Below are 26,154 nucleotides of genomic sequence, written 5' to 3'. Positions count from 1 at the left end.
ATGGCCACCCCGATCCAAAACCATCTGAAGGCCAGCATCATTGCCGGCCTTGTCGCCATGGTCCTGGCCGTGCCCTTCATCGGCCTCTACACCGTGTCCACCGATCAGGGGCTGGTGGTGCAGACCCGTTGGCCCTGGGTCCTCTGGTCCGGCCTGATCGTGCTGGGCGGCAGTCTTGCGATAGCGCTGGTGCGCGACGTACTGGCCGCGCGGCGTGCCGCCAAACCGAAACTGACCGCCGGGACCAAGCCGAAGCGGGACGACGCTCTGACCGCAAAGCTCTCCAAGGGCTTCGCCATCGGTATCACCCTGTTCGCCATCACCCTGCCCTTCATGCCCTTTTCCGACCGCTACATCATGGATGTCGGGACCACCGTGCTGATCTATGTGCTGCTGGGCATGGGGCTGAATGTCACGGTCGGCCTGGCGGGTCTGCTGGACTTAGGCTTCGTCGCCTTCTACGCCATCGGCGCCTACAGTTTCGCCATCCTGTCCACGACGCTCGGCTGGGGCTTCTGGGTCTGCCTGCCGCTGTCGGGTTTGATCGCGGCCCTGTTCGGGGCCCTGCTGTCGATGCCCATCTTGCGCCTGCGCGGTGACTATCTGGCCATCGTCACCCTGGGTTTTGGCGAGATCACCCGCATCGTCATCCTGAACTGGCAGAGCTTCACCGGGGGTCCCGCCGGCATTTCCGGCATTCCCCGCCCCTCGCTGTTCGGCCTGTCCTTCGACAGGCGCCCGCCCGACGGCCTGACCAGCTTCCACGAAGTGACCGGCATCAGCTTCGCCACCGAACACCGGCTGATGTTTCTTTACATGATCGCGCTGACGCTGGTACTGGCCGCCGCCTGGGTGATCAAGCGTTTGCGTGCCCTGCCCATCGGCCGCGCGTGGGAGGCCCTGCGCGAGGATGAGATCGCCTGCCGCTCGCTCGGCATCAATCCGGTGGCCTCCAAAGTGTCGGCCTATGCGGTCGGCGGCATGTTGGGCGGCTTTGCCGGTTGCTTCTTCGCCGCCCGCCAGGGCTTCGTGTCCCCGGAAAGCTTCACCTTCATGGAAAGCGCCCTGATCCTGGCCATTGTGGTGCTGGGCGGGTTGGGCAGCCAGATCGGTGTGGTCATCGCGGCCCTGTTTATCGTGCTGCTGCCGGAAGTCGGCCGTGAGTTTGCTGATTTCCGCATGATCGTGTTCGGCATCGCGATGATCGCCATCATGGTCTGGCGGCCCGGCGGCTTGCTGTCACAGCGCGTGCCCACCATCCGCCTGTCCAGCCAGAAGGGAGACGCGGCATGAACGCACCTTTGCTGTCCGTCACGGGCCTGACCATGCGTTTCGGCGGTCTGGTGGCCGTTGATGGCGTCAACCTGACGGCTGAAACCAACCAGATCACAGCCCTGATCGGCCCCAACGGGGCTGGCAAGACCACGATCTTCAACTGCCTTACCGGCTTTTATAAGCCGACATCGGGTGAACTGACCCTGAACCGCCCGGACCATGCGCCCGTGTCGCTTCAGTCCCTGCCGGGTTATCAGGTGTCGCGCCACGGCGTGGTCCGCACCTTTCAGAATATCCGCCTGTTCCCGCGCATGACCGTGCTGGAAAACCTGCTGGTGGCCCAGCATGTGGGGCTGATGAAGAAGGCGGCGTTCGGTGTGGCGGGCCTGATCGGCCTGAAGGGCTGGCGTGCGGCGGAAAAGGAAGCCATCGACCGCGCCCGTTTCTGGATCGAACGCCTCGACTTGACATCGGTCGCGGATGAGGAAGCGGGCAACCTTTCCTATGGCGTTCAGCGCCGGGTGGAAATCGCTCGTGCTATGAACACCAATCCGCTGCTGCTCTGCCTGGACGAACCTGCCGCTGGCCTGAACCCCAAGGAAACGGGCGTGCTTGGGGAACTTCTCCAGGGCATCCGCGAACAGTTCGGGATCGGCATCCTGCTGATCGAGCATGATATGGGTCTGGTCATGGGCATCTCCGACCGTATCCACGTGGTCGAATATGGCCGCAAGATCGCCGAGGGCACGCCAGAACAGATCCGCAGCGATGAGCGCGTGATCAAGGCCTATCTGGGCGAGCCGGATGAAGAGGAACTGCCCGCCATCGTCGCCGAGGACGTGGCCGGACAGGAAGGAGGCCGGGCATGAGCCTGCTGCAACTGACGGGGGTCCGCACCAATTACGGCCCCATCGAGGCGCTGCGCGGCGTCGATGTGCATGTCAATCAGGGGGAGATCGTCACCCTGATTGGTGCCAATGGCGCCGGCAAATCCACCTTGCTGATGACCATCTGTGGTCAGCCGAAACCCGCATCGGGCAGCATCATCTTCGACGGCCAGATCATCAATGATCTGCCCCCGCATGAGACGGCGAAGCTGGGCATCGCGCAGGTGCCGGAGGGGCGGCGCATTTTCCCGCGCATGACAGTGTTCGAGAACCTGCAACTGGGCGCCACCCTAGGCAATCCAGCGCATTTCGACGAAGACGCCGCCTATTGCCTGGACCTGTTCCCCATCCTGGCCAAGCGCCGGGACCAGCGGGCGGGCACGCTCTCGGGCGGGGAACAGCAGATGCTGGCCATCTCCCGCGCGTTGATGAGCCGGCCGCGTCTGCTGCTGCTGGATGAGCCATCGCTCGGTCTGGCTCCGCTGATCATCCGCCGCATCTTTGATGTCATCGCCGATCTGAACAAGACGCGCGGCATGACCATCCTGCTGGTCGAACAGAACGCCTACCACGCCCTGAAACTGGCCCACCGCGCCTATGTTCTGGCCCAGGGTCAGGTGGTGCTGGAAGGCGGCGGGGCGGAACTGCTGGCCAATCCGGAGGTGCGGGCGGCGTACCTGGAGGGCGGGTCGCACTGAGGGAGGCGCGCTCCCTCACCCTCCCCAACGCTGACGCGTTCGGGCCCCTCCCTCTCCCGCAAGCGGGCGAGGGGCATAATTTATACCCTCGCCCACGAAGGTGGGAGAGGGAGGGGCCCAAGCCCGTAAAGGCTTGGGAGGGTGAGGGCAAACCCACCCCCAACGACAAAAACCCGGCCACCCTTGCGGATGGCCGGGACAAGTCGGGAGATGCCTCATAAAAGAGAGAGGAACCGAAGGGGGCCTCGAAATCCTGAGGCCCCCAGTACGCGTACAGACTCAGTAGGAGAAGCGGACGCCGCCGAAGAAGCGGCGACCGTTCTTGTAGGCGGCGAACGGGACATCCCGATTGCCGACATACTGGTACTGCGTCTCGTCCAGCAAGTTCTGGGCCTGGGCCGTCAGGGCCACCTGTTCGGTGACGTTGACCGTCAGCGACGCATCCAGCTGGTTGTAGCTGTCATTGATCACCGAGGTCGCACGGTTGACCTCGCGGAAATACTTTGAACGATAGCTGTAGGTGACCCGCGCGCTGAACATCTCGTCTTCATAGTACGGCGTCAGCGAGAAGGAATGCTTGGAGCTGAACGGCAGGGCCACGGAGGCATCCGCCGTCTCGCTGTCGGCATAGGTGTACGAGGCTTCGATACCGAAATTCTCGTAGACGTCACCGCGATAGGCCAGTTCCAGACCCTTGATCTCCGCCGAGCCGCCATTGCGCGGACGGCTGACTTCGAAGGCCTGCGGAACGGTGGTGCCGCCAGGGTTGGTCAGCGGGTTGGTATCGGTGTTGATCAGCATCTCCGTGCTGGTCGCGCGATAGATGTAGGAACCGATATCCTTGTAGAACAGCGTGGCCGACACCAGCGACACCTTGTCGAGATAATACTCGATCGAGGCGTCGAAATTGTTGGCGCGGTACGGATCCAGGTTCGGGTTACCGCCATTGGCCGTCCGCAGGGTGTTGTTGGTTTCCAGGAAGGTGGACAGGTCGGCATAGTTGGCACGCGCCATGACGCGCGAACCGGACAGACGCAGCACCGTCTTGGGGTCCAGGTCGAAGGTCAGGTTGATGCTGGGCAGGAAGTCATCATAGGACTTCTTCAGCGAGATGGCTTCGATCTGCGAGGCGGGAACGATGGGCGGACCGAACTGGCCACCCAGACGGTCCCGGCGACCTTCCGACGTCTGGTCGGTATGGACATAGCGGACGCCGACATTGCCACGGAAGCCCTCGGTCTCAAAGCCCAGCTGGGTGTAGCCGGACCAGATGTCTTCAGACACGGAGAACTGCGCCGGCAGATAGTCAAAATAGGCGGCATCGACAAAGCCCGAGGCCGGACGACCCAGGAACCAGGTCTTCAGCTTGTCGGCGCTGATGGTGTTCCAGTTCTTCATCGCGTCATTGACATTGATGCCACCCAGGTAACCGGACGGGGTTGAACCACCGACGAAGCCGTCCACAGGGGTCGCGGCACCGTTCACACGGCGCAGCTTGGCATCCTGGCTGGTTTCATGGGTGCGGTACTTCACGCCAAACTTGACGGCGTTCAGCAGGCCCCACTCCACATCGCGGGTAAAGTCGGCCTGGGCATAGGTCTCTTCGTCAGCGGTCGGCTGCTGACGCAGCTGCGCAAAGCCCAGCGTGGTGCCGGTATTGGCGGTCGACGCAATCTGCGGCGTGACGGATGCCAGACCGTTGGTACCGGAAATGTCGAAGCTGTAGCCGGTCAGCTGCTCGAACTCACCGAAATACTGCTGCTTGGTGCCGCCGGTCGACTTGGTGTAGCCGCCCTGGAAGCTGGCCTTCAGCGCGTCGCCTGTGTAATCGACCTTCAGGTCGGTGGCGTAGGTCTCGATGGTGCTTTCACGCGCAATGGCGTCCAGCAGCATCAGACCGGCGGTCGGCGTGCCGGCATTGGTGTAGGAACCGCTGACAACCACGCCATTCTTCACGACGGCGTCGTTGGGCGCGCCACGGAAGTTATTAAAGTAGTAGCGGCTCTGGTTGAGGTTGTCGTAGGTGCCCTTGACATACAGGCCGGTGGCGTTGATCTCCAGGTTGTCGCTGGGCTTGGCCTGAATGGCGAGCGTGCCGCCCGTGCGCTCACGCTTCTGCTGGAACAGGGCGGAATTGATCACGTTGGGCATGATCGCCTTGGTGCCGTTGGGCAGCGTCACCGTGGGGTAGCCCAGGCTTTCAAAGCCATCGCGGCGGATATCCTGCACCTGATGCGTGATCGAGGCCAGGACCCCGAAGGTGGAGGCATCGTTCGACCAGGAGATCAGGCCCGACGCGTTGGGCGCGCCATCATCCGACCGGTCATTATAGGCATATTCGACCGAGGCGTTCAGGGTCAGAGGGTCCAGGTCCAGCGGACGGCGGGTGTGCAGGATCACGGTACCACCGATCGAGCCTTCGTCGATGCGGGCTTCGGGCGACTTGTACACTTCCAGCTGACCAACAACTTCCGGGGCCAGCATGGAATAGTTAAAGGTACGGCCCGGCGCGTCCAGAATGAACCAGTCGGTCGAGGCCACGGTCTGGCCGTTCAGCAGGGTGCGGTTCAGCGCCGGGTCGGTGCCACGGATGGCAACACGCTCGCCTTCACCGAAATCACGGTCGACCTGCACGCCCGGCAGGTGGGACAGCGATTCAGCGACATTCTTATCGGGGAACTTGCCAATATCCTCGGCAGAGATGGCGTCGACAATGGCGTCGGCATTGCGCTTGGCGTTGATCGACTGCACCAGGCTGGCGCGGATGCCGGTAACGACGATCTCGTCCAGCGTGCCGTCCGCCGCCGGAGCGCTCTGCGCCTGCGCCGTCGCAGCGATGGCCATCATGGCAATCGCGCTGGCGGTACCCCGCATGAGCATTTTCTTGAACTGCATGACCTTTGCCTCCTCGTAAGCCCTGTTCCCCGTGCCTTGGCGCTGTCGCTGGCACGATTTCCGTTGCGGGGTCCCCGAACGCGTCGGGTTGCTCCCGGCTGGTGAGCTTCAGGAAAGCGGAATGCGGGATTTCCGAAAGGTCGGTTCCGGCAGAACGCCGAAAATGACGGAAAAAGACGGAATTTTGTTTCTGATTTTAGGTTGGAACTGTAACATTACATTATCTCAACTGGAGTCGCGGCCTGACACGGTCGGAAGGACCACCCTGCCGACCGTATTCGACTTGTTTGAAGAGATTCCGGTCCTGGCTGAACTAGACCCGCTCAGCCTGCTTCAGATGCTGTTTCAGGCGGCTCAGCGCCACCGACAGCGTCTCGCGTTCACCTTGCGGTTCCCCACAATGGCGCAGCACATATTCGGCGGTGCGAACCACATCGCGCCAGCGCGGGTTGCGAGGGAGCGTCTCAACCAGCAGATATTTGTCCAGCGTGCGGGTCTGCAGCGATGACCGGTCCATATAGACACGCCAAAGCCCGCTTTCCTCCGCCAGCTCGATCTTCCCCTTACGCTTGGCCTTCTGCCAGTAATCCAGCGCCAGCGTCATGACATCGACCAGACAGCGGCGATAGCCTTCGTCGGCGTCCAGGGCGGCGGCATGATCGCCCTCGTCCGCGTGATCCTGATGCTCGGGCTCCTCCGCCACGGTGGCGGGGGCCGGCGGAGGCGGAACGGGCGAAGATTCGGGCCTTTCCGCGGGAACGGCGGGTACGGGCACAGGCGGGGCCACATCGAGCGGGGCCGACGGACCGACCGGCACGAAGCCCCCGGCATCCGCGGCCGGGGCCGGTTCCCGAAAAGCCTTCATGAACAAGGTGATGGCGACAAAGCCGGCCAGCAGCAGCAGCCACCTTATAAAATTGAGTCCGCCGGCCAGTTTGGCCGCGTCGGACAGCACGACATAACGCCAGCCGCCATCTTCCAGAACCCGCGCCTCATGCCGTGCCCAGCCTTTCAGCTGTTCCCCGCCGGGTGCGCTGGTCACCATATTACCGGCCCCGTCCAGCAGGGCGAAGCCGATCCCGTCCTGGGTCAGCCGGGCCAGCCGCTCCTGAACCTTGCCGATGGGAACACGGAAGACGACGACGCCTTCGACGGTGCCATGCCGCACCACGGGCCGGCCCAGCAGCATGCCGTGTCCCTGGTCCAGCGGCAGGGGCTGGGTCAGCACCATCACCTGTTCAGGCGTCTGTGCCTGCGGCAACCGCCCCATCACCTCCCGGAACAGCGTGCCCAACGCCGATTCCCGCTGACGCGCGGCGGCCAGATCGGCGCCGAAGGCGGCATCCTTGCGCAAGGAATAGACAACGCGCCCGAACCGGTCGATCAGGTAGAGATCGTCAAAGACGGTGGAGGCCAGAAGATCACGGAAACTGGCGTGAAACCGGTCATGGACAGCGGCATAGGCCGTAAGCGCCGCCGGAATTTCCGATGGCGGCGCATCGCCCGGCGGATATGTCGCGCGCAGGATGGCCGCCGCCCGTTCCGGATCGGGCGAGATCTGTTGAAAGGCCGAGGCAAAGCCGTAATAGCGACCAACCGAATAGCCGATGAAACTGGTGGAAGCGAAGGCCGAACTTTGGCTGCGGGCATTCTGGACCAGCGTCGTCAATTCCCGTTCAACGCTTCGGTTGGCATTGTCGATCTGAATATCGACCTTGTCATCCACGGCCATGGACAGGAAAAACAGCGCGGCCACCAGCACAGCGACAAGGGGTCCGCCAAGTTTGAGGGCCGCCTTTACATCGGGTCTGGAAAATCCCACCTTGCATGCCCCCTGGCGTCTTTACCGCGCATTGTGCTGTTCTATGGTTTCGGTGTGTTCACCAGGGACTTATAGCGCCATCCCCCGCACATGCCCGTCACCATACCGTCAATTTCGTTGATCCGGCAAGGAGGGCTTGATCGGATCGGTGGGGCGTATCAAGGCTTTGCGCGGAGCCTGGGCATTCGCGCAACAGTCGCTGCCAGGGCCCCTTCCCCGGACATCACCGCAAGGCATGGCATCATGGCTTCCTCCGCCCCGTCGCGGCCCCTGGCCGTCATTTTTGGCGCCCCCGATCCGGTTCTGAACGCCGATCAGAAGGCATTCTACCGCGACGCGAACCCGCTGGGCCTGATCCTGTTCAAGCGGAACTGCGAAAGCCCGGATCAGGTGCGGCGCCTGTGCGATGATTTCCGCAATGCCGTGGGCCGCGAAGACGCCCCCATCCTGATTGATTTCGAAGGTGGCGAGCATCAGCGGATGGAGCCGCCCGTCTGGCCGGCCTTCCCGGCACCCGCCGCCTTTGGCCGTCTCTATGCCAAGGATGCGCTGGCGGGCCTGCGCGCCACACGTCTGAACGGAGCCGCCATCGGGACACTGCTGCGTCAGCACGGGGTGACGGTCGATTGTGCGCCGCTGGCCGATGTACCGGTGGCCGGTGCCGATCCCGTCATCGGCGAACGCGCCTTTGGCAGCGACCCGGAGGTGGTGACCGTTCTGGCCCGCGCCTTCATGGATGGCATGGCATCGGTGGGCGTCACACCCATCATCAAGCATATTCCCGGCCATGGCCGCGCCCTGGTCGACAGTCATAAGGACAGGCCCTTCGTCGATACCGATTTGTCGGAACTGGACCGTACCGATTTCCTGCCCTTTGCCCGCCTGAACCGCACGGCCCCCTGGGCCATGGTCGCCCATGTCGTCTATACGGGCGTCGATGCGCAGAACCCCGCCACCATTTCAAAGGATGCTGTGCAGATGCTCATCCGTGACCGTATCGGCTTTGACGGCGTCCTGATCTCCGACTGCATCTATATGGAAAGCTTAGGCGGCACGCTCGCTGAACGGGCCGCTGCGGTACAGGGCGCGGGCGTGGATATCGTCCTGTCCAGCCATGGCGACGTGGATGAATGGACCCCCATCGCCGCATCCGTGAAGCCGCTGACCGATGCCGCGGCATCCCGCCTAGCCCGCCCCCTGCCACCCACCGGCGCCATGGTCGATGTCGCCGGGACCTTGGAAGAAATTACCGGCTTGCTGGCCCTGGCATGATGTGAACGTACAAATGGGCGGGTTGCTGGGTAACAATCCGTCCATTTGCAGCAAAAACCCCGCCGATAATGGCGGTGAACGACGAAATCAACGAAGTTGAGTGTAGCCCTGCCGGGTATGTCTGCCCGACAGTCGTGCAAACGGAACAGGCCCGAAACAAGGGGGCCGGCCGGGACAACAGGGGTCAACGGGATGAAGTTCTTCCGCAACCTTGCCGCACTGGCGGCACTGCTGCCAGCATCGGCGGGCACAACAGAGGCGATGGCCCAGGCCGCCCCGCTGGACAACCCGTCCACGCTGACGGTCGTGGCCAATTTCTCCACCGGCTGGGTGCGCAACTTCAACCCGTATAACGAGACGACGCGGCTCTACAGCGCGCGTGAATTCGCCTATGAACCTCTGATCATCTTTAACACCCTGCATAATGGCCGCCCGCACTACCGGCTGGCGACAGGGTACGATTTCTCCAAGGATCTGTTGAAGCTGACCTTCACCCTGCGTGACGGTGTGCTCTGGTCCGATGGGCAGCCGTTTACCGCGCAGGATGTCGTCTTCACCTATGAGATGTTCAAGCGCTTCAAGGCGCTGGACACGCTGGACATCTGGGAACGCCTGGCCGCCGTGGAGGCACCGGATGCCCACACCGTGGTCTTCACGCTGAAGCGTGTGAACGCCAACAGCCTGTATGAGCTGGCCCGCATCCCGGTGGTACCCAAGCACATATGGTCAAAGGTGACGGATCCCGTCACCTTCACCAACCCGGACCCGGTGGGCACCGGCCCGATGACGGAGGTGCGGCGCTTCACGAACCAGCTTTATGTGCAGTGCCGGAACCCCCATTACTGGGATGCGGCCAGCCTGAAGGTCGACTGCCTGTCCTTCCCGCAGATCGGCAACAACGAACAGCTTCTGGCCGCCGCCCGCAATGGCAAGCTGGATTGGTTCGGCGCCTTCATGCCGGATATTGAGCGCACCTATGTTGCTGCCGATCCCGTGCATCACCGCTACTGGTTCCCGCCCGGCGGTACCGTGGCCGTGAATTTCAATTTCGACAGCCCCAATCCGGGCAACCGCGCGGCCTTCCGCAATGTGAATTTCCGCCGGGCCGTCAGCATGGCCATGGACCGCCGCGCCATCGTGGATATCGCGGGCTATGGCTATCCCATCGTCAATGAATATGCCTCCGGCCTGGGCCGTCTTTATCAAGACTGGGTGAACCAGGATGCCGAACGTCAATTCGGCAAGTTCGCCAAGTATGATAAGGATGGTGCCCGCGCCTTGCTGGCCGAAAGCGGCTTCCGTGACGTGGATGGCGACGGCTATGTCGATAATCCCGATGGCAAGCCCATCCGGTTCGACATCCTGGCACCCAATGGCTGGACCGACTGGGTCAACACCACCCAGCTGGTGGTGGAGGGGCTGAACGCCATCGGTATCAATGTCCGCGTCTCCACGCCTGAACCCGCCTCCTGGGCGCAGAAGCTGATCCAGGGCGATTATGACATGGCCATCAATGGCTATTTCACAGGTGAGACGCCGCATCGTTCCTACGATACCGGCTTCCATTCCCGCTTCTCGGGCAAGACGCGGACCGCGCCGACGCGGTTCAACAACCCGGAACTGAACGCCGCCCTGGATGCGTTTGTCGCCACCATCGACCCAGATGAACAGCGCCGGTCCATGGACAAGGTGCAGATGATCCTGGCCGCCAACACGCCCTATGTGCCGCTGTTCAGCAACCCGATCTGGTACGAATACAACACCAAACGCTTCAAGGGCTGGTTCAACGCCGATAATCCGGTGGCCCGGCCCGATGTGTTCGACGGCACGCCGGAACGGCTGCTGCATCTGCTGGCGCTGGAGCCGGTGAATGGCGGCGGCTGATCCATAGGGGCCATCGGCCCCCCATCGAACCACACCACAACCCGCTTTCCTTCAGATCTTCGGTTTCGGGAGAGGACCCCCCATGGCCTTCCTTCTCCGCCGGGTCGGATTCTATGTCGCCGCCTTTATCGTTGCCGCGACGTTCAATTTCCTGATCCCGCGCCTGATGCCCGGTAATCCGGTCGACATCATGTTCGCCCAGGCGGGCGGCACCCTGCCGCCCGAGGCGCTGGCCGCGCTGAAGGAGACCTTCGGCTTCATCGATCAGCCCTGGCCGGCGCAGTTCGTCACATACCTGAAAAGCGTGTTCACCTGGGACCTGGGCCTGTCGGTGAAGTTCCACCCGCTGACAGTGAATGAGGTGCTGTTGCGGGCCCTGCCCTGGACCTTGATGCTGGTCCTCACCTCCTCGCTGATCGCCTTTGCCATCGGGTCCCTGGCCGGCATTCTGGCCGCCTGGCGGCGCGGCGGGTCGTTCGACAGTATCGGTGCGCCCATCGCCCTGATGATGCAGGCCATGCCGCCGCTGGTCACCTCTCTGCTGGCCTTATTCCTGTTCGCCATTTACTGGCCCGTCTTCCCGACAGGCTACGCCTATGAGCCGGAGATTGATCCCGGCTTCACCCTGGAATTCTTCTGCTCAATCTTTAAACACGCCTTCCTGCCCATCGTGACCATGGCCCTGGCCCAGGTTGGCGGCTACCTGATCACCATGCGCAACAGCATGATCAACCTGCTGGGCGAGGATTATATCGTTCTGGGCACGGCCAAGGGCCTGTCCGACCGCCGCCTGCGCATGGCCTATGCCGCCCGCAACGCCCTGCTGCCCACGGTCACCAGCTTTGCCATGACGCTCGGCGCCTCCTTTGGCGGGGCGCTGGTGACAGAGGTGGTCTTCAACTATCCGGGCCTGGGCTACACCCTGTTTCAGGGGATCACAGCGCGCGATTACCCACTGATCCAGGGGCAGTTGCTGATCATGACGCTGGCCATGCTGACCGCCAATTTCATCGCCGACGTGCTTTACGTCGCCCTCGACCCCCGTCTGCGGAAGGGCTGATCCATGCGCGGCCTGCTCAACATCCTGCTTGCCAACCGGAAGGCCGCTATCGGTGCCGCCATCGTGGCCTTCTTCATCCTGATCGCGCTCGCCGCCCCCCTGGTGGCGCCATTCGACATCAACCAGCGCGTGGCCAGCCCGCATGAGGCGCCCAGTGCCGAACATGTCATGGGCGCCACCCGCATGGGCCGCGATGTCCTGTCACAGACCATCCATGGCACCCAGACCAGCCTGATTGTCGGCTTTGCCGCCGGCCTGCTGGTCACCGTCCTGGGCACCGCCATCGGCGTCACCGCCGGCTATTTCGGTGGCAAGGTGGATGAGGTACTGAACCTTTTCACCAACATCTCCCTGGTCATCCCCAACCTGCCCTTGATGCTGGTGCTGGCCGCTTTCATCGGACAGACGGGGCCGTTCGTCATCGCCCTGATCATCGGTTTGACCTCTTGGGGATGGGGTGCGCGCGTCACCCGCGCCCAGACCCTGTCCCTGCGTCAGCGCGATTATATCCTGGCCGCCGAAATGCTGGGCGAACCGGCATGGCGGATCATTGCGGTGGAGCTGCTGCCCAACCTGATCTCCATCATCGGCTTTAACTTCATCGGCTCCATCCTTTATTCGGTGATCACGGAAGCGACGATGGAGTTCTTAGGGTTGGGCGACCCGATGGTCGTGTCCTGGGGCACCATGCTCTATCACGCGCAATCGACCTCAGCCTTGCAGGTGGGGGCGTGGTGGGAAATGGCGGCCCCCTGTCTGGCGCTGGTGATCTTCGGGTCAGGCCTGTCTTTGATCAATTTCGCGGTGGATGAGATTGCCAACCCCCGCCTGCGCACCCTGCGCGTGCCGGCCAAGGTGCTGGCCGCCCTGACCAACCGAACCGCCAACCAAGGGGGCCGGGCATGACCGAACCCATCCTGTCCGTGCGCGATCTCTGTGTCGATTACGCCACGCCCAACGGCCTGACCCGCGCCGTCAAAAACGTCAGTTTCGACATCTCTGCCAGTGAAGTGCTTGGTCTGGCTGGAGAATCCGGTTCCGGCAAAAGCACCGTCGCCTTTGCCATCGCGCGGCTTCACCGGCCGCCGGCCTTCATCACGGGCGGGTCGATCACCCTTGCCGGCACCGATGTCCTGGCGCTCAATGACCGGGAATTGCGAGCTTGGCGCTGGCGCGACCTGTCGGTGGTCCTGCAATCGGCCATGAATGCGCTGAACCCTGTGCTGCGCGTATCGGCGCAGTTTGCGGACATGTTCAAGGCGCACGGGGTATCGGGGAAGGCCGATATCCGTGCCCGCACCGCCGACCTTTTACAGATGGTAGGCATCAAACCTGAGCGCATGGACGACTACCCGCATCAGTTCAGCGGCGGCATGCGTCAGCGTATCGTCATCGCCATGGCGCTGGCGCTGCGCCCCAAACTGGTGGTGATGGACGAACCGACCACGGCCCTGGACGTGGTGGTGCAGCGGGAGCTGCTGGAGGAGGTGGCGGCGCTGCGCCACAAGCTGGGATTCTCCGTCCTGTTCATCACCCATGATCTGGCCTTGATGAGCCAGTTCTGCGACCGGGTGGGCGTGATGCTGCGCGGGGAGCTGATCGAGCTGTCCACCCCCGACGCGATGATCGCCGCACCGCAGCAGGATTACACGCGCCGCCTCTGGGCCTCCATCCCGCCCCTGCATCCCAGGCCCGGTGAGACGCTGGTCCGCATGAAGGAGACGCCGCAATGAACACCTTGGCAGAACTGGGCACCCGCCCCGTGCTGGAGGCGCGCGGCCTGACCATGCGCTTCGGGTCCTTCTGCGCGCTCGACAGCGCCGATTTCAGCCTATATCCCGGCCGCGCCCTGGCGCTGGTGGGGGAAAGCGGTTCGGGCAAAAGCACCTGCGCCAAGCTGCTGACCCATGTGCTGACGGCCAGTGCCGGACATATTTTCCATGCCGGCCGCGACGTCACCAACCTGACGGGGCGCAAGGCCGTTCTGGAGTACCGCTCGGCGGTGCAGATGGTGTTCCAGGACCCGTTCGCGGCCCTCAACCCCGCCCACACGGTCGAGCACCACCTGACCCGCCCGCTGGCCCTGCACCGGCCCGACCTGTCGGCGGCAAAGCGCCGGGATGCCGTGGCCGACCTGCTGCGCGCCGTGGACCTGGACCCCGCCATCACCTTGCGCAAGTATCCGCATGAGATGAGCGGCGGGCAGCGGCAGCGGGTGAACCTGGCCCGCGCCCTGGCCGTCAACCCGTCGGTGGTGATCGCCGATGAACCCACCTCCATGCTGGATGTCTCCATCCGCCTGTCGGTGCTGGATACGTTCCGCGATCTGAAGCGGGAACGCGGCATCGCCATGCTCTACATCACCCACGACATCGCTACGGCGCGGTATGTGGCCGAAGAAACCGCCGTCATCTTCCGGGGCCGCATCGTGGAGCGTGGCCCCACGGCGCAGGTGATCGACAGCCCGCGCCACCCCTACACCCGTCTGCTGCTGGCCGCCGTCCCGGAAGTGGGCAGCCCGTTCGGCGAGGGCAACAGCCTGGCCCCCCTGGCGGCGCAGGTGCGCGAAAGCTGTGAAGGGCCGGGCGACCTGCGGGAGGTGACGCCGGGCCACTGGGTGCGGTTCGCGGCGTGAGTTTCCGCCGGGACAGTCAATTGCTTGGCGGATAAACCTACCCTACCATCGACCGGTCACTCTGCCGGAGTTGCCGCCATGACATTGGTCCTGTTTGGTCACCCCTTCTCCTCATACACGCAGAAGGTACTGATCGCGCTGACGGAGAATGCGACACCGTTCGACTTCCGTTGCCTTGGTCCCGACCAGCCCGACAACGCAGCGGAATGGTTGAAGCGCTGGCCGATCCGTAAATTTCCGCTGCTGGTCGATAGCGACCGGCAGTTGGCGGAAACCAGCATCATTATCGAGTATCTGCATCTGGCCCATCCCGGCCCCGCCCCCTTGCTGCCGGATGATGCGATGGCGGCCCTGGATGTACGTTTCATGGACAGGTTCTTCGATCAGCATGTCATGAACGCCGCGCAGCATGCCGTTGATGGTGCCCTTACCGGTGATCCGGTAAAACGCCGCGACGGCATGGCCATGTCGGTAGAAAAACTGGAGCGTGCTTATGCGTGGCTGGAGACCTACCTGACTAACCGCACCTGGGCGGCAGGGGACACATTCAGCATGGCCGATTGCGCTGCCGCCCCAGCGCTGTTCTATGCCGACTGGACCCACCCCATCGCCAATGGCTACACGGCCTTGCGCGCCTACCGCACCCGCCTGCTGACCCGGCCATCGGTGATGAAGGCTGTGGAGGGCGGGCGGCCATACCGGCACTTGTTCCCTTTGGAGGCACCGGACAGGGACTAATGTCCAGCGTTACAAATCCTTATACGCATCCGGAAAATGCCGCTGCCAGAGGTCCACCACCCTCGGATCATGGTCCACCCGTTCGGCCACGGCCACAATCCCTGGTGCCACCGCGCGGATGGCGTCGCGCCGGGGCGTCCAGCGGGTCATCATGCAGATATAGAGGTCAAGCGCCGTCAGGTCGGGCGTGCCCAGCAGCCACGCCCCCGGCGCCGGCTTCAAGGCGGCTTCCATATTCTTCCAGCAGAGCAGGATGCGGTTGACAGTGGATTGCTTCAGCTCCCCCGTCGCCTTCTCCCCCGACACCCACTGATCAACGAAATCGCGCACCGTATACATGGGATAGATGGCAGCAGGCAGATAGACCAGCCAGCGCAGGAACGATGCCCGTGCCGGATCACTAGGCCCCGGACCCAGCCGGCCCGGATGCCGGTCCATCAGCCATAGCAGCATGGCCACCGACTCCGTCATCACAGTCCCGTCGGGCAGGACCAGGGTCGGCACCTGTACCAGCGGGTTGATGGCTTTCAGCGCCGTCAGCCCGTCTGACGGTTCCCACGGGCTGGCCTCCACATAATCGTAACCCTCGCCCGCTAGGATGAAGCCCGCCTCCACCACGGCGGAGCCACAGCCCGTGGCCCCGTACAGCATCGGTTTGCCCGACATGGTTCGTCTCCCTGGGATCGCCCGCCGCCAAGGTGAACACATCATGAACGATCCCGCAAGGGCGCGATGGGACTATCTCATGGGAAAGCGCATTGCCCCCGCCCGCCACCGGTGTTAGACACGACGCCGTTTGCCCGTCACAATCCCTGGCCCTGACGCCCCCGACCGGAGCCCACGCCCATGACCGTTTCCGTCACCCCGACGCTGACCCGCGAGGAATGGCTCGCCAAGGCACAGACCCTGTCGGAGGCGCTGCCCTATATGCGCCGCTATGACGGCAAGATCATCGTGGTCAAGTATGGCGGCCATGCCATGGGCAACCCGGAACTGGCCCGCCAGTTCGCCAACGACATCGTGCTGCTGAAGCAGGTGGGCGCCTATCCCATCGTGGTGCATGGCGGCGGGCCGCAGATCGGCAGGCTGCTGGACCGGCTGCAGATCAAGTCAGAGTTTATCGACGGCCTGCGCGTGACCGACAAGGACACGATGGAGATCGCCGAGATGGTGCTGTCGGGCAGCATCAACAAGGAAATCGTGGCCCTGATCAATGATGCCGGCGGCGATGCCATCGGCCTGTCGGGCAAGGATGACGACCTGATCGAGGCGCGCAAGGCCACCCGCACCAAGCGCGACCCCGACAGCAATATCGAAAAGGTTGTCGATCTGGGCTTCGTGGGCGAGCCGTTCCGCATCAACCCGCAGATCCTGCACAAGCTGCGCAATGCCGGTTTCATCCCCGTCATCGCCCCCATCGGTATCGGCGAGGATGGCCAGACCTATAATATCAATGCCGACACGGCCGCTGGTGCCATCGCCGCCGCCATGGATGCCACGCGCCTGCTGCTGCTGACCGATGTGGCCGGCTTTTTGAACAAGAACAAGGAACTGGTGCCGGAACTGTCTGTGTCCGACGCGCGGGCCGCCATCGCCGACGGCACCGCCCAGGGCGGCATGATCCCCAAGCTGGAAACCTGCATCGACGCCGTTGTCGGTGGGGTCGAGGGCGCAGTGATCCTGGATGGCCGCGTGCCCCACGCCATCCTGCTGGAGATTTTCACCGAGGGCGGGGCCGGCACGCTGGTGGGCAAGAAGTAAACGTTCACACCCTCCCATTGGCGCCAGCCAATGGGAGGGTGAGGGAACCACGCCCCCGCTACCCCCGCTCCGCCGCCGCCATCGCAGCCTTATACGTCTCCACATAATGCCGGGCCGACGCGCCCCAGGAGACGTCGCGCGCCATGGCGGAACGCTGAACCCCGCGCCAGCGGTCGGTCTGCGGGTGCAGGGCGAAAGCACGGTCGATGGCGTTGATCAGCGACGGAACCGTCACAGGGCCAAAAGTGAAGCCCGTGGCCGTGCCATCCGACAGCGCATCATCGGTGCAGTCCGTCACCGTATCGGCCAACCCGCCCACACGGCTGACCAACGGCAGGGTGCCGTAACGCAGCGCATACATCTGCGTCAGGCCGCAGGGTTCAAACCGGGACGGCACCATCAGCACGTCTACGCCTGCCTGCAACCGGTGGGACAGCGCCTCGTCATAGCCCAGCACCAGCCCGACCCGGCCCGGATAATGTCGCGCGGCCCCGGCCAGCGCCTGTTCCAGCGACGCTGTGCCCGTACCCAGCACCGCCAGTTGCCCACCGCGCGCCACGATATGCGGGATGGCCTGCACCACCAGATCGATGCCCTTCTGGTCCGTCAGGCGGCTGACAATGCCGAACAAGGGCGCATGGATATCGGGCGACAGGCCAAAGGCGCGCTGGATATCGGCCTTGTTGGTCTCCTTGGCGGGCAGCGTGTCGGCATCGTACAGCGCACTCAACTGCGGATCGCGGGCGGGGTCCCAGGCATCGGTGTCGATGCCGTTCAGGATGCCATGCAGCACATCGGCGCGGGCGCGCAGCAGGCCGTCCATGCCGAAGCCAAAAATCTCCCCCTGGATTTCGGTGGCATAGGTCGGGCTGACCGTCGTCAACCGATCCGAATAGACCAAGCCTGCCTTCAGGAACGAAAGTTGGCTGTAAAATTCAAATCCTTGGGGCGTGAACCCGTCCCAGGGCAGGCCCAGGGTCGGCACCGTCTCGGCCGGGAACAGTCCCTGGAAGGCCAGATTGTGGATGGTGAACACCGTGCCCGGCCGTTTCAGCCCCGCCAGCGGCCAGAGCGGGAAATGCAGATGGGCCGCCGCCAGACCGGCCTGCCAATCATGGCCGTGCAGCACATCCGGCTTCCACGCGGCCCGGCCCGCCGCCCCATCTCCCGCCAACCCGATCAGGGCGGCGATGCGGCCCAAGGCGGCAAAACGCAGATGATTGTCGGACCAGTCCTTGCCATCCGGCCCCAGATAGGGATTGCCCTTGCGCCCGAAAAAGCTGGGGATATCCAGCGCATAGATGGTACCGCCATCCACACCCCGGCCCGCCACCAGCCGGGCCGGTGCCGCCGACGGCAAGCCGGGAAGCCCGCGCAGATCGCGCAGCACCTTGATACTCTCCAACCGGTCCAGAACCCCTGGATATCCAGGGATCAAGGTTCGGACATCCACCCCTTCTGCCCGCAATGCCGCCGGCAAGGCGCCGGCCACATCCCCCAGACCACCGGTCTTCACATAAGGCAGGCATTCCGACGTAACAAAAAGAACGCGCATGATCGGGTCCGGGCTTGTTGATCGCAGGGGGCGGGGCCGCCACCTATGAGTGAACGCAAGCAACGGTTTCGGCAAGGGGATCATCACCGCAAACCGCCCGCACCAGCCCCCGCAGCCAGCGATGGGCGGGATCAGCCTCCAGCCGTGGATGCCAGAGCAGAGAGATGGTGACCGTCGGAATGTCGAATGGCAGGTCGAACGCCACCATCCCGGCCCGCAGCCCCTGCGTATGCCGGGCCGACACGGTGGCCACCAGATCGCTGCCCCGCGCCACGGCCAGCGCCCCCGCATAGCCCGCGACAAAGGCCGCCACCCGCCGTTCCAGGCCCAGCACCTGCAGGGCCCGATCGATCGGCCCTCTGTCGGGTCGGGCCCGCGTCACCGCCACATGCGATGCGCCGGCATAGACCTGTGCCGTTATCGGCCCGTCCAGCAGCGGATGGCCGGGCCGCACCACGCCCACGAACCGGTCGCGTAACAGGGCCTGAACCCGTAATTCCGGCCCCAGATGCGGCCCCACCACGCCAGTTTCCAGATCGACGGTGCCATCGCGCAGCGGCGTGCTGTCCCGTTCCGGCTTGACCATGAAACGCAGCCGCACACCGGGCGCTTGCGCCACCGCACGCGTGATCAGTGCCGCCCCGAACGTTTCCACAAACCCCTCACTGCTACGCAGGGTGAAGATGCGCTCCAGACGGGAAAGGTCCAGCGCGGTGGCCGGGCGCAGCGCCGCCAGCGCCTGTTCCACCAGCGGTCCCACCTGCCCGCGCAGTTCCAGGGCGCGCGGCGTCGGCACCAGCCCCCGACCCGCCCGCACCAGCAGCGGATCGCCCGTCGCCTCCCGCAGCCGCGACAGCGCCCGGCTCATGGCCGACGGACTGAGCCGAAGACGCCGCGCCGCGCCGGCCACACTGCCCTCCGACAGCAGCACATCCAGCGTCAGCAGCAGGTTCAGGTCAGGAGGGTTCATGGCCGGCACCAGATAGGGCGTCTGGTGCACGAATATAATGCAATTACTGCACCTTCCGCCATGTTCGACCTGCGCATAGCGTCAACCGCAAATGAGCCGGGATGGAGGATGCGATAGTGACGGAACAGGCATTGATGGCAAAGACGGGTGACAGGCCGCGCACCGGGGCCTTGCCCGCCCTGTCGCTGTCCATCCTTCTGTCATCGCTGGGAACCAGCATCGCCAATATCGGCCTGCCCAGTCTGGCTGCGTCCTTCGCCGTGCCCTTCGCGCAGGTGCAATGGGTGGTGCTGGCCTATCTGCTGGCCACCACCACCCTGATCGTCAGCGCGGGCCGCCTCGGTGACCGCATCGGACGGCGGCGCCTGCTGCTGGGTGGGATCGCCCTGTTCACGCTGGCCTCCGGCCTGTGCGGGTTGGCCACGTCCCTGCCCCTGCTGATCGCCGCGCGGGCGTTGCAGGGGTTGGGGGCGGCGGCCATGATGGCCATGTCAATGGCCTTGGTCAGCAGCATCGTGGACAAGGCGCGCACGGGCCGGGCCATGGGTATGCTGGGCAGCATGTCGGCGGTCGGCACGGCCCTGGGGCCGTCGCTGGGCGGCATGATCCTGGCTGTCGCCGGCTGGCAGGGCCTGTTCCTGATCAACGTGCCGCTGGGCATTGCGGCCTTCGCCCTGGTCCGTACGCAGGTGCCGGCGGATACAGGAACGGGTATGCAAAAGGGAGGCGGTGACCCGCTGGGCACAATGCTGCTGGCCGGCGCCCTGGCCGCCTATGCGCTGGCCATGACCCTGGGCCGGCTGGGCGGCGGTTTCGGACCGATGCTGGTGGTGGCGGCCCTGCTGCTGGCCGGGATGTTCATCCTGTGGCAGGTGGCCGCCCCGTCGCCGCTGCTGGACCTGTCGTTGTTCCGTGACGGGGGCCTGCGCGCCGCGCTGCTGGCCAATATCCTGGTCTCCCTGATCATGATGGCGACCTTGGTGCTGGGGCCCTTCTATCTGACGCGGGTCCTGGGCCTGTCCCCTGCCCTGACGGGGCTGGTGATGGCGTCGGGCCCCTGCATCTCCGCCCTGGCGGGCGTGCCCTCGGGCCGGGCGGTGGACCGGTTCGGCAGTGGTCGCATGACCCTGGCCGGGCTGGGCGGGGTCGGCCTTGGCTGCCTGTTCATGGCGACGGCACCCGCCGCCTGGGGTATTGCCGGCTACATGCTGCCCATCGCCTTGATGACCAGCGGCTACGCCCTGTTCCAGGCTGCCAACAATACCGGTGTGATGAGTGGTCAACCGGCAGACCGGCGCGGCCTTGTCTCTGGCCTGCTGAACCTGTCGCGAAACCTGGGCCTGATCACGGGGGCCGCCTGCCTGGGCGCAGTTTTCAGCCTGACCATCGGTACGGCAGACATCGCCACGGCCACACCAAGCCTGATCGCGGCGGGAATGCGGGCGGCGTTCCTGGGGGCGGGGCTGCTGGTAATGGTGACAACCGGGCTCGTCTGGGTAACCGCTGCCCACCGCTGACGGATAAAGCCTCAGTCCGCCCCCACGGGACAATCCAGCCCCGCCGGGGAGCGGGTGAAAATCTCTACCCCGTCCTCGGTCACGCCGACCGTATGTTCAAACTGTGCCGACAGGGACAGGTCGCGGGTGATGTTGGTCCAGCCATCGGGAAGCGTTCGCAGGCCCGCACCACCCTGATTGAACATGGGTTCGATGGTGAAGACCATGCCGGGCACAAGCTTCATGCCGCGCCCTGGCTTGCCGAAATGCATGACATCGGGCGCGTCGTGGAAGACGCGACCGATGCCGTGGCCGACATAATCGCGGACGGTGGAATAGCCAACGGCCTTGGCGGTCCGTTCGATGACATGGCCGATATCGCCCAGATGCTTGCCCGGCACCGCCTGCCCGATGCCGGCCATCATGGCGTCATAGGTGGTGCGGACCAGATGGGCGGCTTTTTGCGTGACATCCCCCACCAGATACATGCGGCTGGTATCGCCGTACCAGCCATCGACGATGGCGGTGACATCGACATTGACGATGTCACCCGCCTTCATCCGTACCTTGTCCGACGGGATGCCGTGATTGACGACATAGTTGGGGGAGATGCAGCAGGATTTGGGAAATCCGTGATAGCCCAGCGTGGCCGCCAGCGCCCCGTTCGCCTTCAGAAAGGCGGCCACGATGTCATCAATATCCGCCGTCGTGACACCGGGCTGCATGTGGGGGGTGATGTGGTCCAGGCAAGCCGCCGCCACCGCACCGGCCCGGTGCAGGGCGGCAAAGGCTGATTGGCCGTGCAAGGTGACCCGCCGTCCCAGCGGGTCCAGCACGAAATTACCCGGATAGGTCTTCATCGCCCCTCAAGCCGCTGTCGCGTCACCGTACCAAACCATCAGTCCCCCAGACGGTCCAGCATCTCCTGGGTGATCAATACCACACCATTTTCGGAACGGTAGAAGCGGCGCGCGTCCTCTTCCGCATTTTCACCCACCACCAGGCCGGCGGGGATGACGCAGCCGCGATCCACCACCACCTTGGTGAGGCGGGCATTCCGGTTCACCTCCACCTCCGGCAGGATGACGGCATCCGTCACCTCACAATAGGAATGGATGCGAACCTTGTTGAACAGGAGAGAGCGGCGGACAACGGAACCCGAGGTGATGCAGCCGGCGGACACCATGCTGTCCACGGCCATGCCCCGGCGGCCATCATCATCGAACACGAACTTCGCGGGCGGCAGCTGTTCCTGATAGGTGAAGATCGGCCATTCCCGGTCATAGAGATCCAGATCAGGCGACACCGTGCACAGGTCCAGATTGGCTTCCCAATAGGCATCGACGGTGCCGACATCGCGCCAATAGGCGGTGCCCGGCTGCGCCTTATTTCGCACGCAGCTTTCGTTGAAATGGTGGGCGACGACCTTCGCGTTCTCCACCAGATAGGGGATGATGTCCTTGCCGAAATCTCGGCTCGACGTCTGATCCTCAGCGTCGCGTTCCAGGTTCTTGTACAAGAACTCAGCATTGAAGATGTAGATGCCCATCGACGCCAGTGCCATATCGGGCTTGCCGGGCATGGCTGGCGGGTCGGCGGGCTTTTCCAGGAAGCTGACGACGCGGTTGTCGCTGTCGACATGCATGACGCCGAAGCCCGTGGCCTCCATGCGCGGCACCTCGATACAGCCCACGGTCACATCGGCGCCTGTGCGGATGTGACTGGCCAGCATGTTGGCGTAATCCATCTTATAGATGTGATCACCGGCCAGGATCAGGACCCATTCCGCCTTGTGGGAACGCAGGATATCCAGGTTCTGATAAACGGCATCCGCCGTGCCCTGGTACCAGCTGGTCTCGTTGATGCGCTGCTGGGCGGGCAGCAGATCGATGAATTCACCGATTTCACCGCGCAGGAAGTTCCAGCCGCGCTGCAAATGCCGCAGCAGCGAATGCGACTTATACTGCGTGATGACCGAGATGCGACGGAAGCCGGAATTGATACAGTTGGACAGGGCGAAGTCGATGATGCGGAACTTGCCTCCGAAATGCACCGCCGGCTTGGCACGGCGGTCGGTCAGCTGCTTCAGCCGGCTGCCGCGCCCGCCCGCCAGCACCAGGGCCAGCGCATGGCGCGGCGCCTGCCGCAGGTCACGGTCCAGACGCTGTTCGGACTGACTGGTCACCAATTCCACATCCTCCCTGATGTCGCGCGGCTCTGTCGCGCTGTGCCGACCGCTTCGACCGGCGGCTCATTCAACCGGGATGGTGTCACATGCTGCGTGCCGGGTCACGTATGGATACGTATGTTGCGTGTGCAATCGCGGGCAAGGCAGACAACGAAAAGGCGAAAGGCCCGGATCGGCCCCAATCGGCACCGCAGCACGACATGCCCCCGAATGTCTGCCTATTTTTTAATCTGTCACATTTTTAGCCGCTGAATCGGGGTGCCTCGAATGGATGCATCCCCATCATCATGCTGATTAAAAACAGTTTTTCCTGAAAAGTCGCCGTCAGAAACAGCACATTTTTTGTGCATATAGCCGGTTTTCAGGCGGAGTCGCGGGTCCGCGGGGTGGATTCCATTCAGGCGTCCGGCTGCAACAGCGTAGGGATTCCGCCGCTTTGCACAACGGCACGGACTTTGAATAGAGGAGCAGCGGCGTGTGCGGCGGCCGGTCGGCCCCGTGCCCACAAGAATGGGGAGCCAGATGAATCGTATGTTGAAGACCCTTTTCGCGGCGTGCCTGGCATTGGTTCCGGGCGTGGCCCTCGCTCAGGACGCGGCACCGACCCCGACGCTGGACAGCGGCAATACCGCATGGCTGCTGACGTCCACGGCGCTGGTGCTGTTCATGACCATTCCTGGTCTGGCGCTGTTCTATGGCGGCATGGTCCGCAAGCTGAACGTCCTGACCATGGCGATGCAGAGCTTCGCCATCACCGCCCTGATTTCGGTCCTGTGGGCCGTCGTCGGTTTCAGCCTGGCCTTCGGCCCCGGCAACCTGTTCATCGGTGACCTCAGCCGGGCCTTCCTGTCCGGTCTTGAGGTTGGCAGCCTGTCGGGCAGCATCCCGGAATCGGTGTTCATCACCTTCCAGATGACCTTTGCCATCATCACCCCGGCGCTGATCACCGGCGCCTTTGCTGACCGCATGAAGTTCTCGGCCCTACTGCTGTTCACGGCCCTGTGGTCGCTGATCGTCTACAGCCCGGTCTGCCACTGGGTGTGGGGCGGCGGCTTCCTGATGGGCGATGGCGTGCTGGATTATGCCGGCGGCACCGTCGTTCACATCAATGCCGGTGTTGCCGGCCTGGTCGCGGCCATCGTTCTGGGCAAGCGCAAGGGCTATGGCACCTCTGACATGAAGCCGCACAACCTGGTCCTGTCGCTGATCGGCGCGGCCATGCTGTGGGTGGGCTGGTTCGGCTTCAACGCCGGCTCCGCTGTGGCCGCTGATGGCCGTGCGGGCATGGCCATGCTGGTGACGCAGATCGCCGCCGCCACCGCCACGCTCGCCTGGGTGTTCGTGGAATGGGGCGTGAAGGGCAAGCCCTCCGTGCTGGGTGCCGTTTCCGGTGCCGTGGCCGGTCTGGTCGCCATCACCCCGGCTGCTGGTTTCGTCGGTGTTGACGGTGCGCTTGGCATCGGCGTCGCCGCCGGCGTCATCTGCTACTTCGCTTCCACCACGCTGAAGCATGCGCTGAAGTATGACGACAGCCTGGATGTCTGGGGCGTGCATGGTGTCGGCGGTATCGTCGGTGCCGTCCTGACCGGTGTTTTCGCCAAGGCCGCTATCGGCGGGACCGCCGGCGCCCTGGAAGGCAATATCGGCCAGGTCTGGACCCAGATTTACGGCATCGGCGCCACTGTCCTGTGGTCCGGCATCGCCACCACCATCATCCTCTACGTCGTCAAGGCCATCACCGGCCTGCGCGTGGACGAGGATGCGGAACGTGACGGCCTGGATCTGGCGCTGCATGGCGAAAGCATCCAGTAAGTCTCAGGCCACGGCCTGAAAGACAGACCGCCGCACCGGGCGCCCGGTGCGGCGGTTTTGTTTTGGGAACGGTTGATGTCGCATGCGGTCCGTCGGGACCTTATGCGACCTACGACGGATCGCTCATTTCGTAGGTCGCATAAGCGCGAGCGCATGCGACAAGCCCCGCCCCTTCACTCCACCGTCAACACCACCTTACCCGTCGCCTTGCGGCCCGACAGCAGGTGGAAGGCCTGGGCATACTCCGTGATGGGCAGCGCGTGCGACACATGCGGTCGCAGCTTCCCCTGCCCCCACAGGGCCAGCAGCTCCATCAGGCTCTGGCCCAGGCGCTGCGGGTTATGCTTGCGGTACGCCCCCCAGAACAGGCCCAGCACTGCACAATTCTTGACCAGCAGCAGATTGGCCGGCACCTGCGGGATACGCCCCGCCGCATAGCCGATGGTGATGATCCGCCCGCACCAGGCCATGTTGCGCAGGGCCGCGTCGAAATAATCCCCGCCCACCGGATCGAACACGACATCCACCCCCTTAGGCGCCAGTTCCTTCAACCGGGCTTTCATGTCCTCCGCCGTATAGTCGATCACCTCATCCGCGCCATGGTCGCGGGCCACGGAAAGCTTTTCCGGCGATGATGCCGCCGCGATGACCCGCGCGCCCATGGCCTTGCCAATCTCCACCGCCGTCAGGCCAACCCCGCCCGACGCGCCCAGCACCAGCAGGGTTTCCCCAGGCTTCAGTTGCGCGCGGTCGGTCAGGGCCAGGTGGGAGGTGCCATAGGCAACAGGGAAGCCAGCGGCGGTGGCGAAATCCATGCCGTCCGGGATCGGCAGGACCGCACCCGCCTCCACCACCGTTTCCTCCCGGAACGCCCCCTTGGCCGACAGGGCCATGACCCGCTGCCCCACCTTCAGGTGCCGCACACCATCGCCCAGTTCCGTCACTACGCCCGCGCATTCCATGCCGGGGGTAAAGGGAAAGGGCGGCTTCTCCTGATACTTGCCCTCGATGATCAGGGTATCGGCGAAGTTCAGCGCCGCCGCCTTGATGGCGATCCTCACCTCGCCCGTACTCAGCGGCAGCGCCTCCACCTCTTCCAGCACTAGGCTTTCCGGCGGCCCGAATCCCTTGCACAGCAGCGCCTTGGCCATCTCTATTCCTCCCCTTGGTTCATTCAAACAATTGTTTGAAGTGTGACGGGGAGTG

At 64.0% G+C, this 26,154-nt stretch carries 21 protein-coding genes; 13 read left to right on the top strand and 8 right to left on the bottom strand.

All coding sequences use genetic code 11. The features are described from left to right. From livM to ACT6Q8_RS00390, 3 genes are read left to right on the top strand one after another with little or no spacing between them, the layout of a single operon-like run. Positions 1-1,293 carry a high-affinity branched-chain amino acid ABC transporter permease LivM gene (gene livM / locus ACT6Q8_RS00400; protein WP_444733825.1) on the top strand — a complete coding sequence of 431 codons (1,293 nt, stop codon included), beginning with the start codon at positions 1-3 and terminating at the stop codon, positions 1,291-1,293. Beyond that, positions 1,290-2,144, top strand: a complete 855-nt coding sequence (gene livG / locus ACT6Q8_RS00395) for a high-affinity branched-chain amino acid ABC transporter ATP-binding protein LivG (RefSeq protein WP_054166725.1) — start codon at positions 1,290-1,292, stop codon at positions 2,142-2,144. The genes livM and livG overlap by 4 nt, the downstream gene beginning before the upstream one ends. Before the next feature lie 2 nt (positions 2,145-2,146). Then, positions 2,147-2,860, top strand: coding sequence for an ABC transporter ATP-binding protein (locus ACT6Q8_RS00390; protein WP_054166787.1), 714 nt, complete (start codon positions 2,147-2,149; stop codon positions 2,858-2,860). A gap of 279 nt (positions 2,861-3,139) precedes the next feature. On the opposite strand, the gene ACT6Q8_RS00385 is transcribed toward ACT6Q8_RS00390, so the two are convergent. Further along, positions 3,140-5,755 (bottom strand): TonB-dependent receptor, encoded by a 2,616-nt coding sequence (locus ACT6Q8_RS00385; RefSeq protein WP_444733826.1) that lies wholly within the window; start codon positions 5,753-5,755, stop codon positions 3,140-3,142. Between the two features lie 313 nt (positions 5,756-6,068). Then, on the bottom strand, positions 6,069-7,577 hold the full coding sequence (locus tag ACT6Q8_RS00380) for a hypothetical protein (RefSeq protein ID WP_444733827.1): 1,509 nt from the start codon (positions 7,575-7,577) through the stop codon (positions 6,069-6,071). Positions 7,578-7,820: 243 nt separating this feature from the next. On the opposite strand from ACT6Q8_RS00380, the gene ACT6Q8_RS00375 reads away from it, so the two are divergent. The 7 genes from ACT6Q8_RS00375 (at position 7,821) to ACT6Q8_RS00345 (ending at position 15,166) form a co-directional block, all read left to right on the top strand. Continuing rightward, positions 7,821-8,849: a glycoside hydrolase family 3 N-terminal domain-containing protein gene (locus tag ACT6Q8_RS00375; protein ID WP_444733828.1), complete on the top strand. Its 1,029-nt coding sequence runs from the start codon at positions 7,821-7,823 to the stop codon at positions 8,847-8,849. A gap of 192 nt (positions 8,850-9,041) precedes the next feature. After that, positions 9,042-10,733, top strand: coding sequence for an ABC transporter substrate-binding protein (locus ACT6Q8_RS00370; RefSeq protein WP_444733829.1), 1,692 nt, complete (start codon positions 9,042-9,044; stop codon positions 10,731-10,733). An 82-nt stretch (positions 10,734-10,815) separates the two neighbouring features. Next, entirely contained in the window at positions 10,816-11,793 is a 978-nt protein-coding gene (locus ACT6Q8_RS00365) for an ABC transporter permease (RefSeq protein ID WP_054166730.1), read from the top strand. Positions 11,794-11,796: 3 nt separating this feature from the next. Then, a complete protein-coding gene (locus tag ACT6Q8_RS00360; RefSeq protein ID WP_054166731.1) occupies positions 11,797-12,699 on the top strand; it encodes an ABC transporter permease in 903 nt (300 codons plus the stop codon). Continuing rightward, positions 12,696-13,526 (top strand): ABC transporter ATP-binding protein, encoded by an 831-nt coding sequence (locus ACT6Q8_RS00355; protein ID WP_444733830.1) that lies wholly within the window; start codon positions 12,696-12,698, stop codon positions 13,524-13,526. The genes ACT6Q8_RS00360 and ACT6Q8_RS00355 overlap by 4 nt, the downstream gene beginning before the upstream one ends. Next, positions 13,523-14,428 (top strand): ABC transporter ATP-binding protein, encoded by a 906-nt coding sequence (locus tag ACT6Q8_RS00350; protein WP_444733831.1) that lies wholly within the window; start codon positions 13,523-13,525, stop codon positions 14,426-14,428. Before ACT6Q8_RS00355 ends, ACT6Q8_RS00350 begins: the two co-directional genes overlap by 4 nt. Positions 14,429-14,506: 78 nt before the next feature. Then, the gene (locus ACT6Q8_RS00345) at positions 14,507-15,166 is read left to right on the top strand and encodes a glutathione S-transferase family protein (protein ID WP_054166734.1); all 660 of its coding nucleotides are present in this window, start codon (positions 14,507-14,509) and stop codon (positions 15,164-15,166) included. 9 nt (positions 15,167-15,175) lie between these two features. Here ACT6Q8_RS00345 and ACT6Q8_RS00340 read toward each other — a convergent pair whose 3' ends face one another. Next, positions 15,176-15,832: a glutathione S-transferase family protein gene (locus tag ACT6Q8_RS00340; RefSeq protein WP_054166735.1), complete on the bottom strand. Its 657-nt coding sequence runs from the start codon at positions 15,830-15,832 to the stop codon at positions 15,176-15,178. Positions 15,833-16,012: 180 nt separating this feature from the next. Here ACT6Q8_RS00340 and argB point away from each other — a divergent pair, with 180 nt between their 5' ends. Then, positions 16,013-16,927, top strand: coding sequence for an acetylglutamate kinase (gene argB / locus ACT6Q8_RS00335; protein ID WP_054166736.1), 915 nt, complete (start codon positions 16,013-16,015; stop codon positions 16,925-16,927). Positions 16,928-16,985: 58 nt separating this feature from the next. Here the strand turns inward: argB and glgA are convergent, their stop codons facing one another. Beyond that, complete coding sequence (glgA, locus tag ACT6Q8_RS00330; RefSeq protein WP_054166737.1) at positions 16,986-18,482, bottom strand: glycogen synthase GlgA; 1,497 nt, start codon at positions 18,480-18,482, stop codon at positions 16,986-16,988. Positions 18,483-18,525: 43 nt separating this feature from the next. Beyond that, the gene (locus ACT6Q8_RS00325; protein WP_444733832.1) at positions 18,526-19,452 is read right to left on the bottom strand and encodes a LysR family transcriptional regulator; all 927 of its coding nucleotides are present in this window, start codon (positions 19,450-19,452) and stop codon (positions 18,526-18,528) included. 101 nt (positions 19,453-19,553) lie between these two features. Here ACT6Q8_RS00325 and ACT6Q8_RS00320 point away from each other — a divergent pair, with 101 nt between their 5' ends. Next, positions 19,554-20,969 carry an MFS transporter gene (locus tag ACT6Q8_RS00320; RefSeq protein ID WP_444733833.1) on the top strand — a complete coding sequence of 472 codons (1,416 nt, stop codon included), beginning with the start codon at positions 19,554-19,556 and terminating at the stop codon, positions 20,967-20,969. Positions 20,970-20,980: 11 nt separating this feature from the next. Here the strand turns inward: ACT6Q8_RS00320 and map are convergent, their stop codons facing one another. After that, on the bottom strand, positions 20,981-21,808 hold the full coding sequence (gene map, locus ACT6Q8_RS00315) for a type I methionyl aminopeptidase (protein ID WP_054166738.1): 828 nt from the start codon (positions 21,806-21,808) through the stop codon (positions 20,981-20,983). A 38-nt stretch (positions 21,809-21,846) separates the two neighbouring features. After that, on the bottom strand, positions 21,847-23,136 hold the full coding sequence (gene glgC, locus ACT6Q8_RS00310; protein WP_444733834.1) for a glucose-1-phosphate adenylyltransferase: 1,290 nt from the start codon (positions 23,134-23,136) through the stop codon (positions 21,847-21,849). A gap of 522 nt (positions 23,137-23,658) precedes the next feature. Between glgC and ACT6Q8_RS00305 the strand changes: the two genes are divergently transcribed. Beyond that, on the top strand, positions 23,659-24,948 hold the full coding sequence (locus ACT6Q8_RS00305) for an ammonium transporter (protein ID WP_054166739.1): 1,290 nt from the start codon (positions 23,659-23,661) through the stop codon (positions 24,946-24,948). A 173-nt stretch (positions 24,949-25,121) separates the two neighbouring features. On the opposite strand, the gene ACT6Q8_RS00300 is transcribed toward ACT6Q8_RS00305, so the two are convergent. Next, a complete protein-coding gene (locus ACT6Q8_RS00300; protein WP_444733835.1) occupies positions 25,122-26,099 on the bottom strand; it encodes an NADPH:quinone oxidoreductase family protein in 978 nt (325 codons plus the stop codon). Positions 26,100-26,154: the final 55 nt, after the last annotated feature.

This window comes from Niveispirillum sp., assembly GCF_052437035.1.
Lineage (GTDB): Bacteria > Pseudomonadota > Alphaproteobacteria > Azospirillales > Azospirillaceae > Niveispirillum.
The sequence above is the reverse complement of the archived record's forward strand: the minus strand, read 5'-3'. Positions and strand labels throughout refer to the sequence as shown.

Excerpts from the sequence above, each read along its gene's own strand:
- livM (WP_444733825.1), top strand. The coding sequence starts at position 1 with ATGGCCACCCCGATCCAAAACCATCTGAAGGCCAGCATCATTGCCGGC.
- livG (WP_054166725.1), top strand. The coding sequence starts at position 1,290 with ATGAACGCACCTTTGCTGTCCGTCACGGGCCTGACCATGCGTTTCGGC.
- ACT6Q8_RS00385 (WP_444733826.1), bottom strand. The coding sequence starts at position 5,755 with ATGCAGTTCAAGAAAATGCTCATGCGGGGTACCGCCAGCGCGATTGCC.
- ACT6Q8_RS00375 (WP_444733828.1), top strand. The coding sequence starts at position 7,821 with ATGGCTTCCTCCGCCCCGTCGCGGCCCCTGGCCGTCATTTTTGGCGCC.
- ACT6Q8_RS00370 (WP_444733829.1), top strand. The coding sequence starts at position 9,042 with ATGAAGTTCTTCCGCAACCTTGCCGCACTGGCGGCACTGCTGCCAGCA.
- ACT6Q8_RS00365 (WP_054166730.1), top strand. The coding sequence starts at position 10,816 with ATGGCCTTCCTTCTCCGCCGGGTCGGATTCTATGTCGCCGCCTTTATC.
- ACT6Q8_RS00360 (WP_054166731.1), top strand. The coding sequence starts at position 11,797 with ATGCGCGGCCTGCTCAACATCCTGCTTGCCAACCGGAAGGCCGCTATC.
- ACT6Q8_RS00355 (WP_444733830.1), top strand. The coding sequence starts at position 12,696 with ATGACCGAACCCATCCTGTCCGTGCGCGATCTCTGTGTCGATTACGCC.
- ACT6Q8_RS00350 (WP_444733831.1), top strand. The coding sequence starts at position 13,523 with ATGAACACCTTGGCAGAACTGGGCACCCGCCCCGTGCTGGAGGCGCGC.
- ACT6Q8_RS00345 (WP_054166734.1), top strand. The coding sequence starts at position 14,507 with ATGACATTGGTCCTGTTTGGTCACCCCTTCTCCTCATACACGCAGAAG.
- ACT6Q8_RS00340 (WP_054166735.1), bottom strand. The coding sequence starts at position 15,832 with ATGTCGGGCAAACCGATGCTGTACGGGGCCACGGGCTGTGGCTCCGCC.
- argB (WP_054166736.1), top strand. The coding sequence starts at position 16,013 with ATGACCGTTTCCGTCACCCCGACGCTGACCCGCGAGGAATGGCTCGCC.
- glgA (WP_054166737.1), bottom strand. The coding sequence starts at position 18,482 with ATGCGCGTTCTTTTTGTTACGTCGGAATGCCTGCCTTATGTGAAGACC.
- ACT6Q8_RS00325 (WP_444733832.1), bottom strand. The coding sequence starts at position 19,452 with ATGAACCCTCCTGACCTGAACCTGCTGCTGACGCTGGATGTGCTGCTG.
- ACT6Q8_RS00320 (WP_444733833.1), top strand. The coding sequence starts at position 19,554 with ATGGAGGATGCGATAGTGACGGAACAGGCATTGATGGCAAAGACGGGT.
- map (WP_054166738.1), bottom strand. The coding sequence starts at position 21,808 with ATGAAGACCTATCCGGGTAATTTCGTGCTGGACCCGCTGGGACGGCGG.
- ACT6Q8_RS00305 (WP_054166739.1), top strand. The coding sequence starts at position 23,659 with ATGAATCGTATGTTGAAGACCCTTTTCGCGGCGTGCCTGGCATTGGTT.
- ACT6Q8_RS00300 (WP_444733835.1), bottom strand. The coding sequence starts at position 26,099 with ATGGCCAAGGCGCTGCTGTGCAAGGGATTCGGGCCGCCGGAAAGCCTA.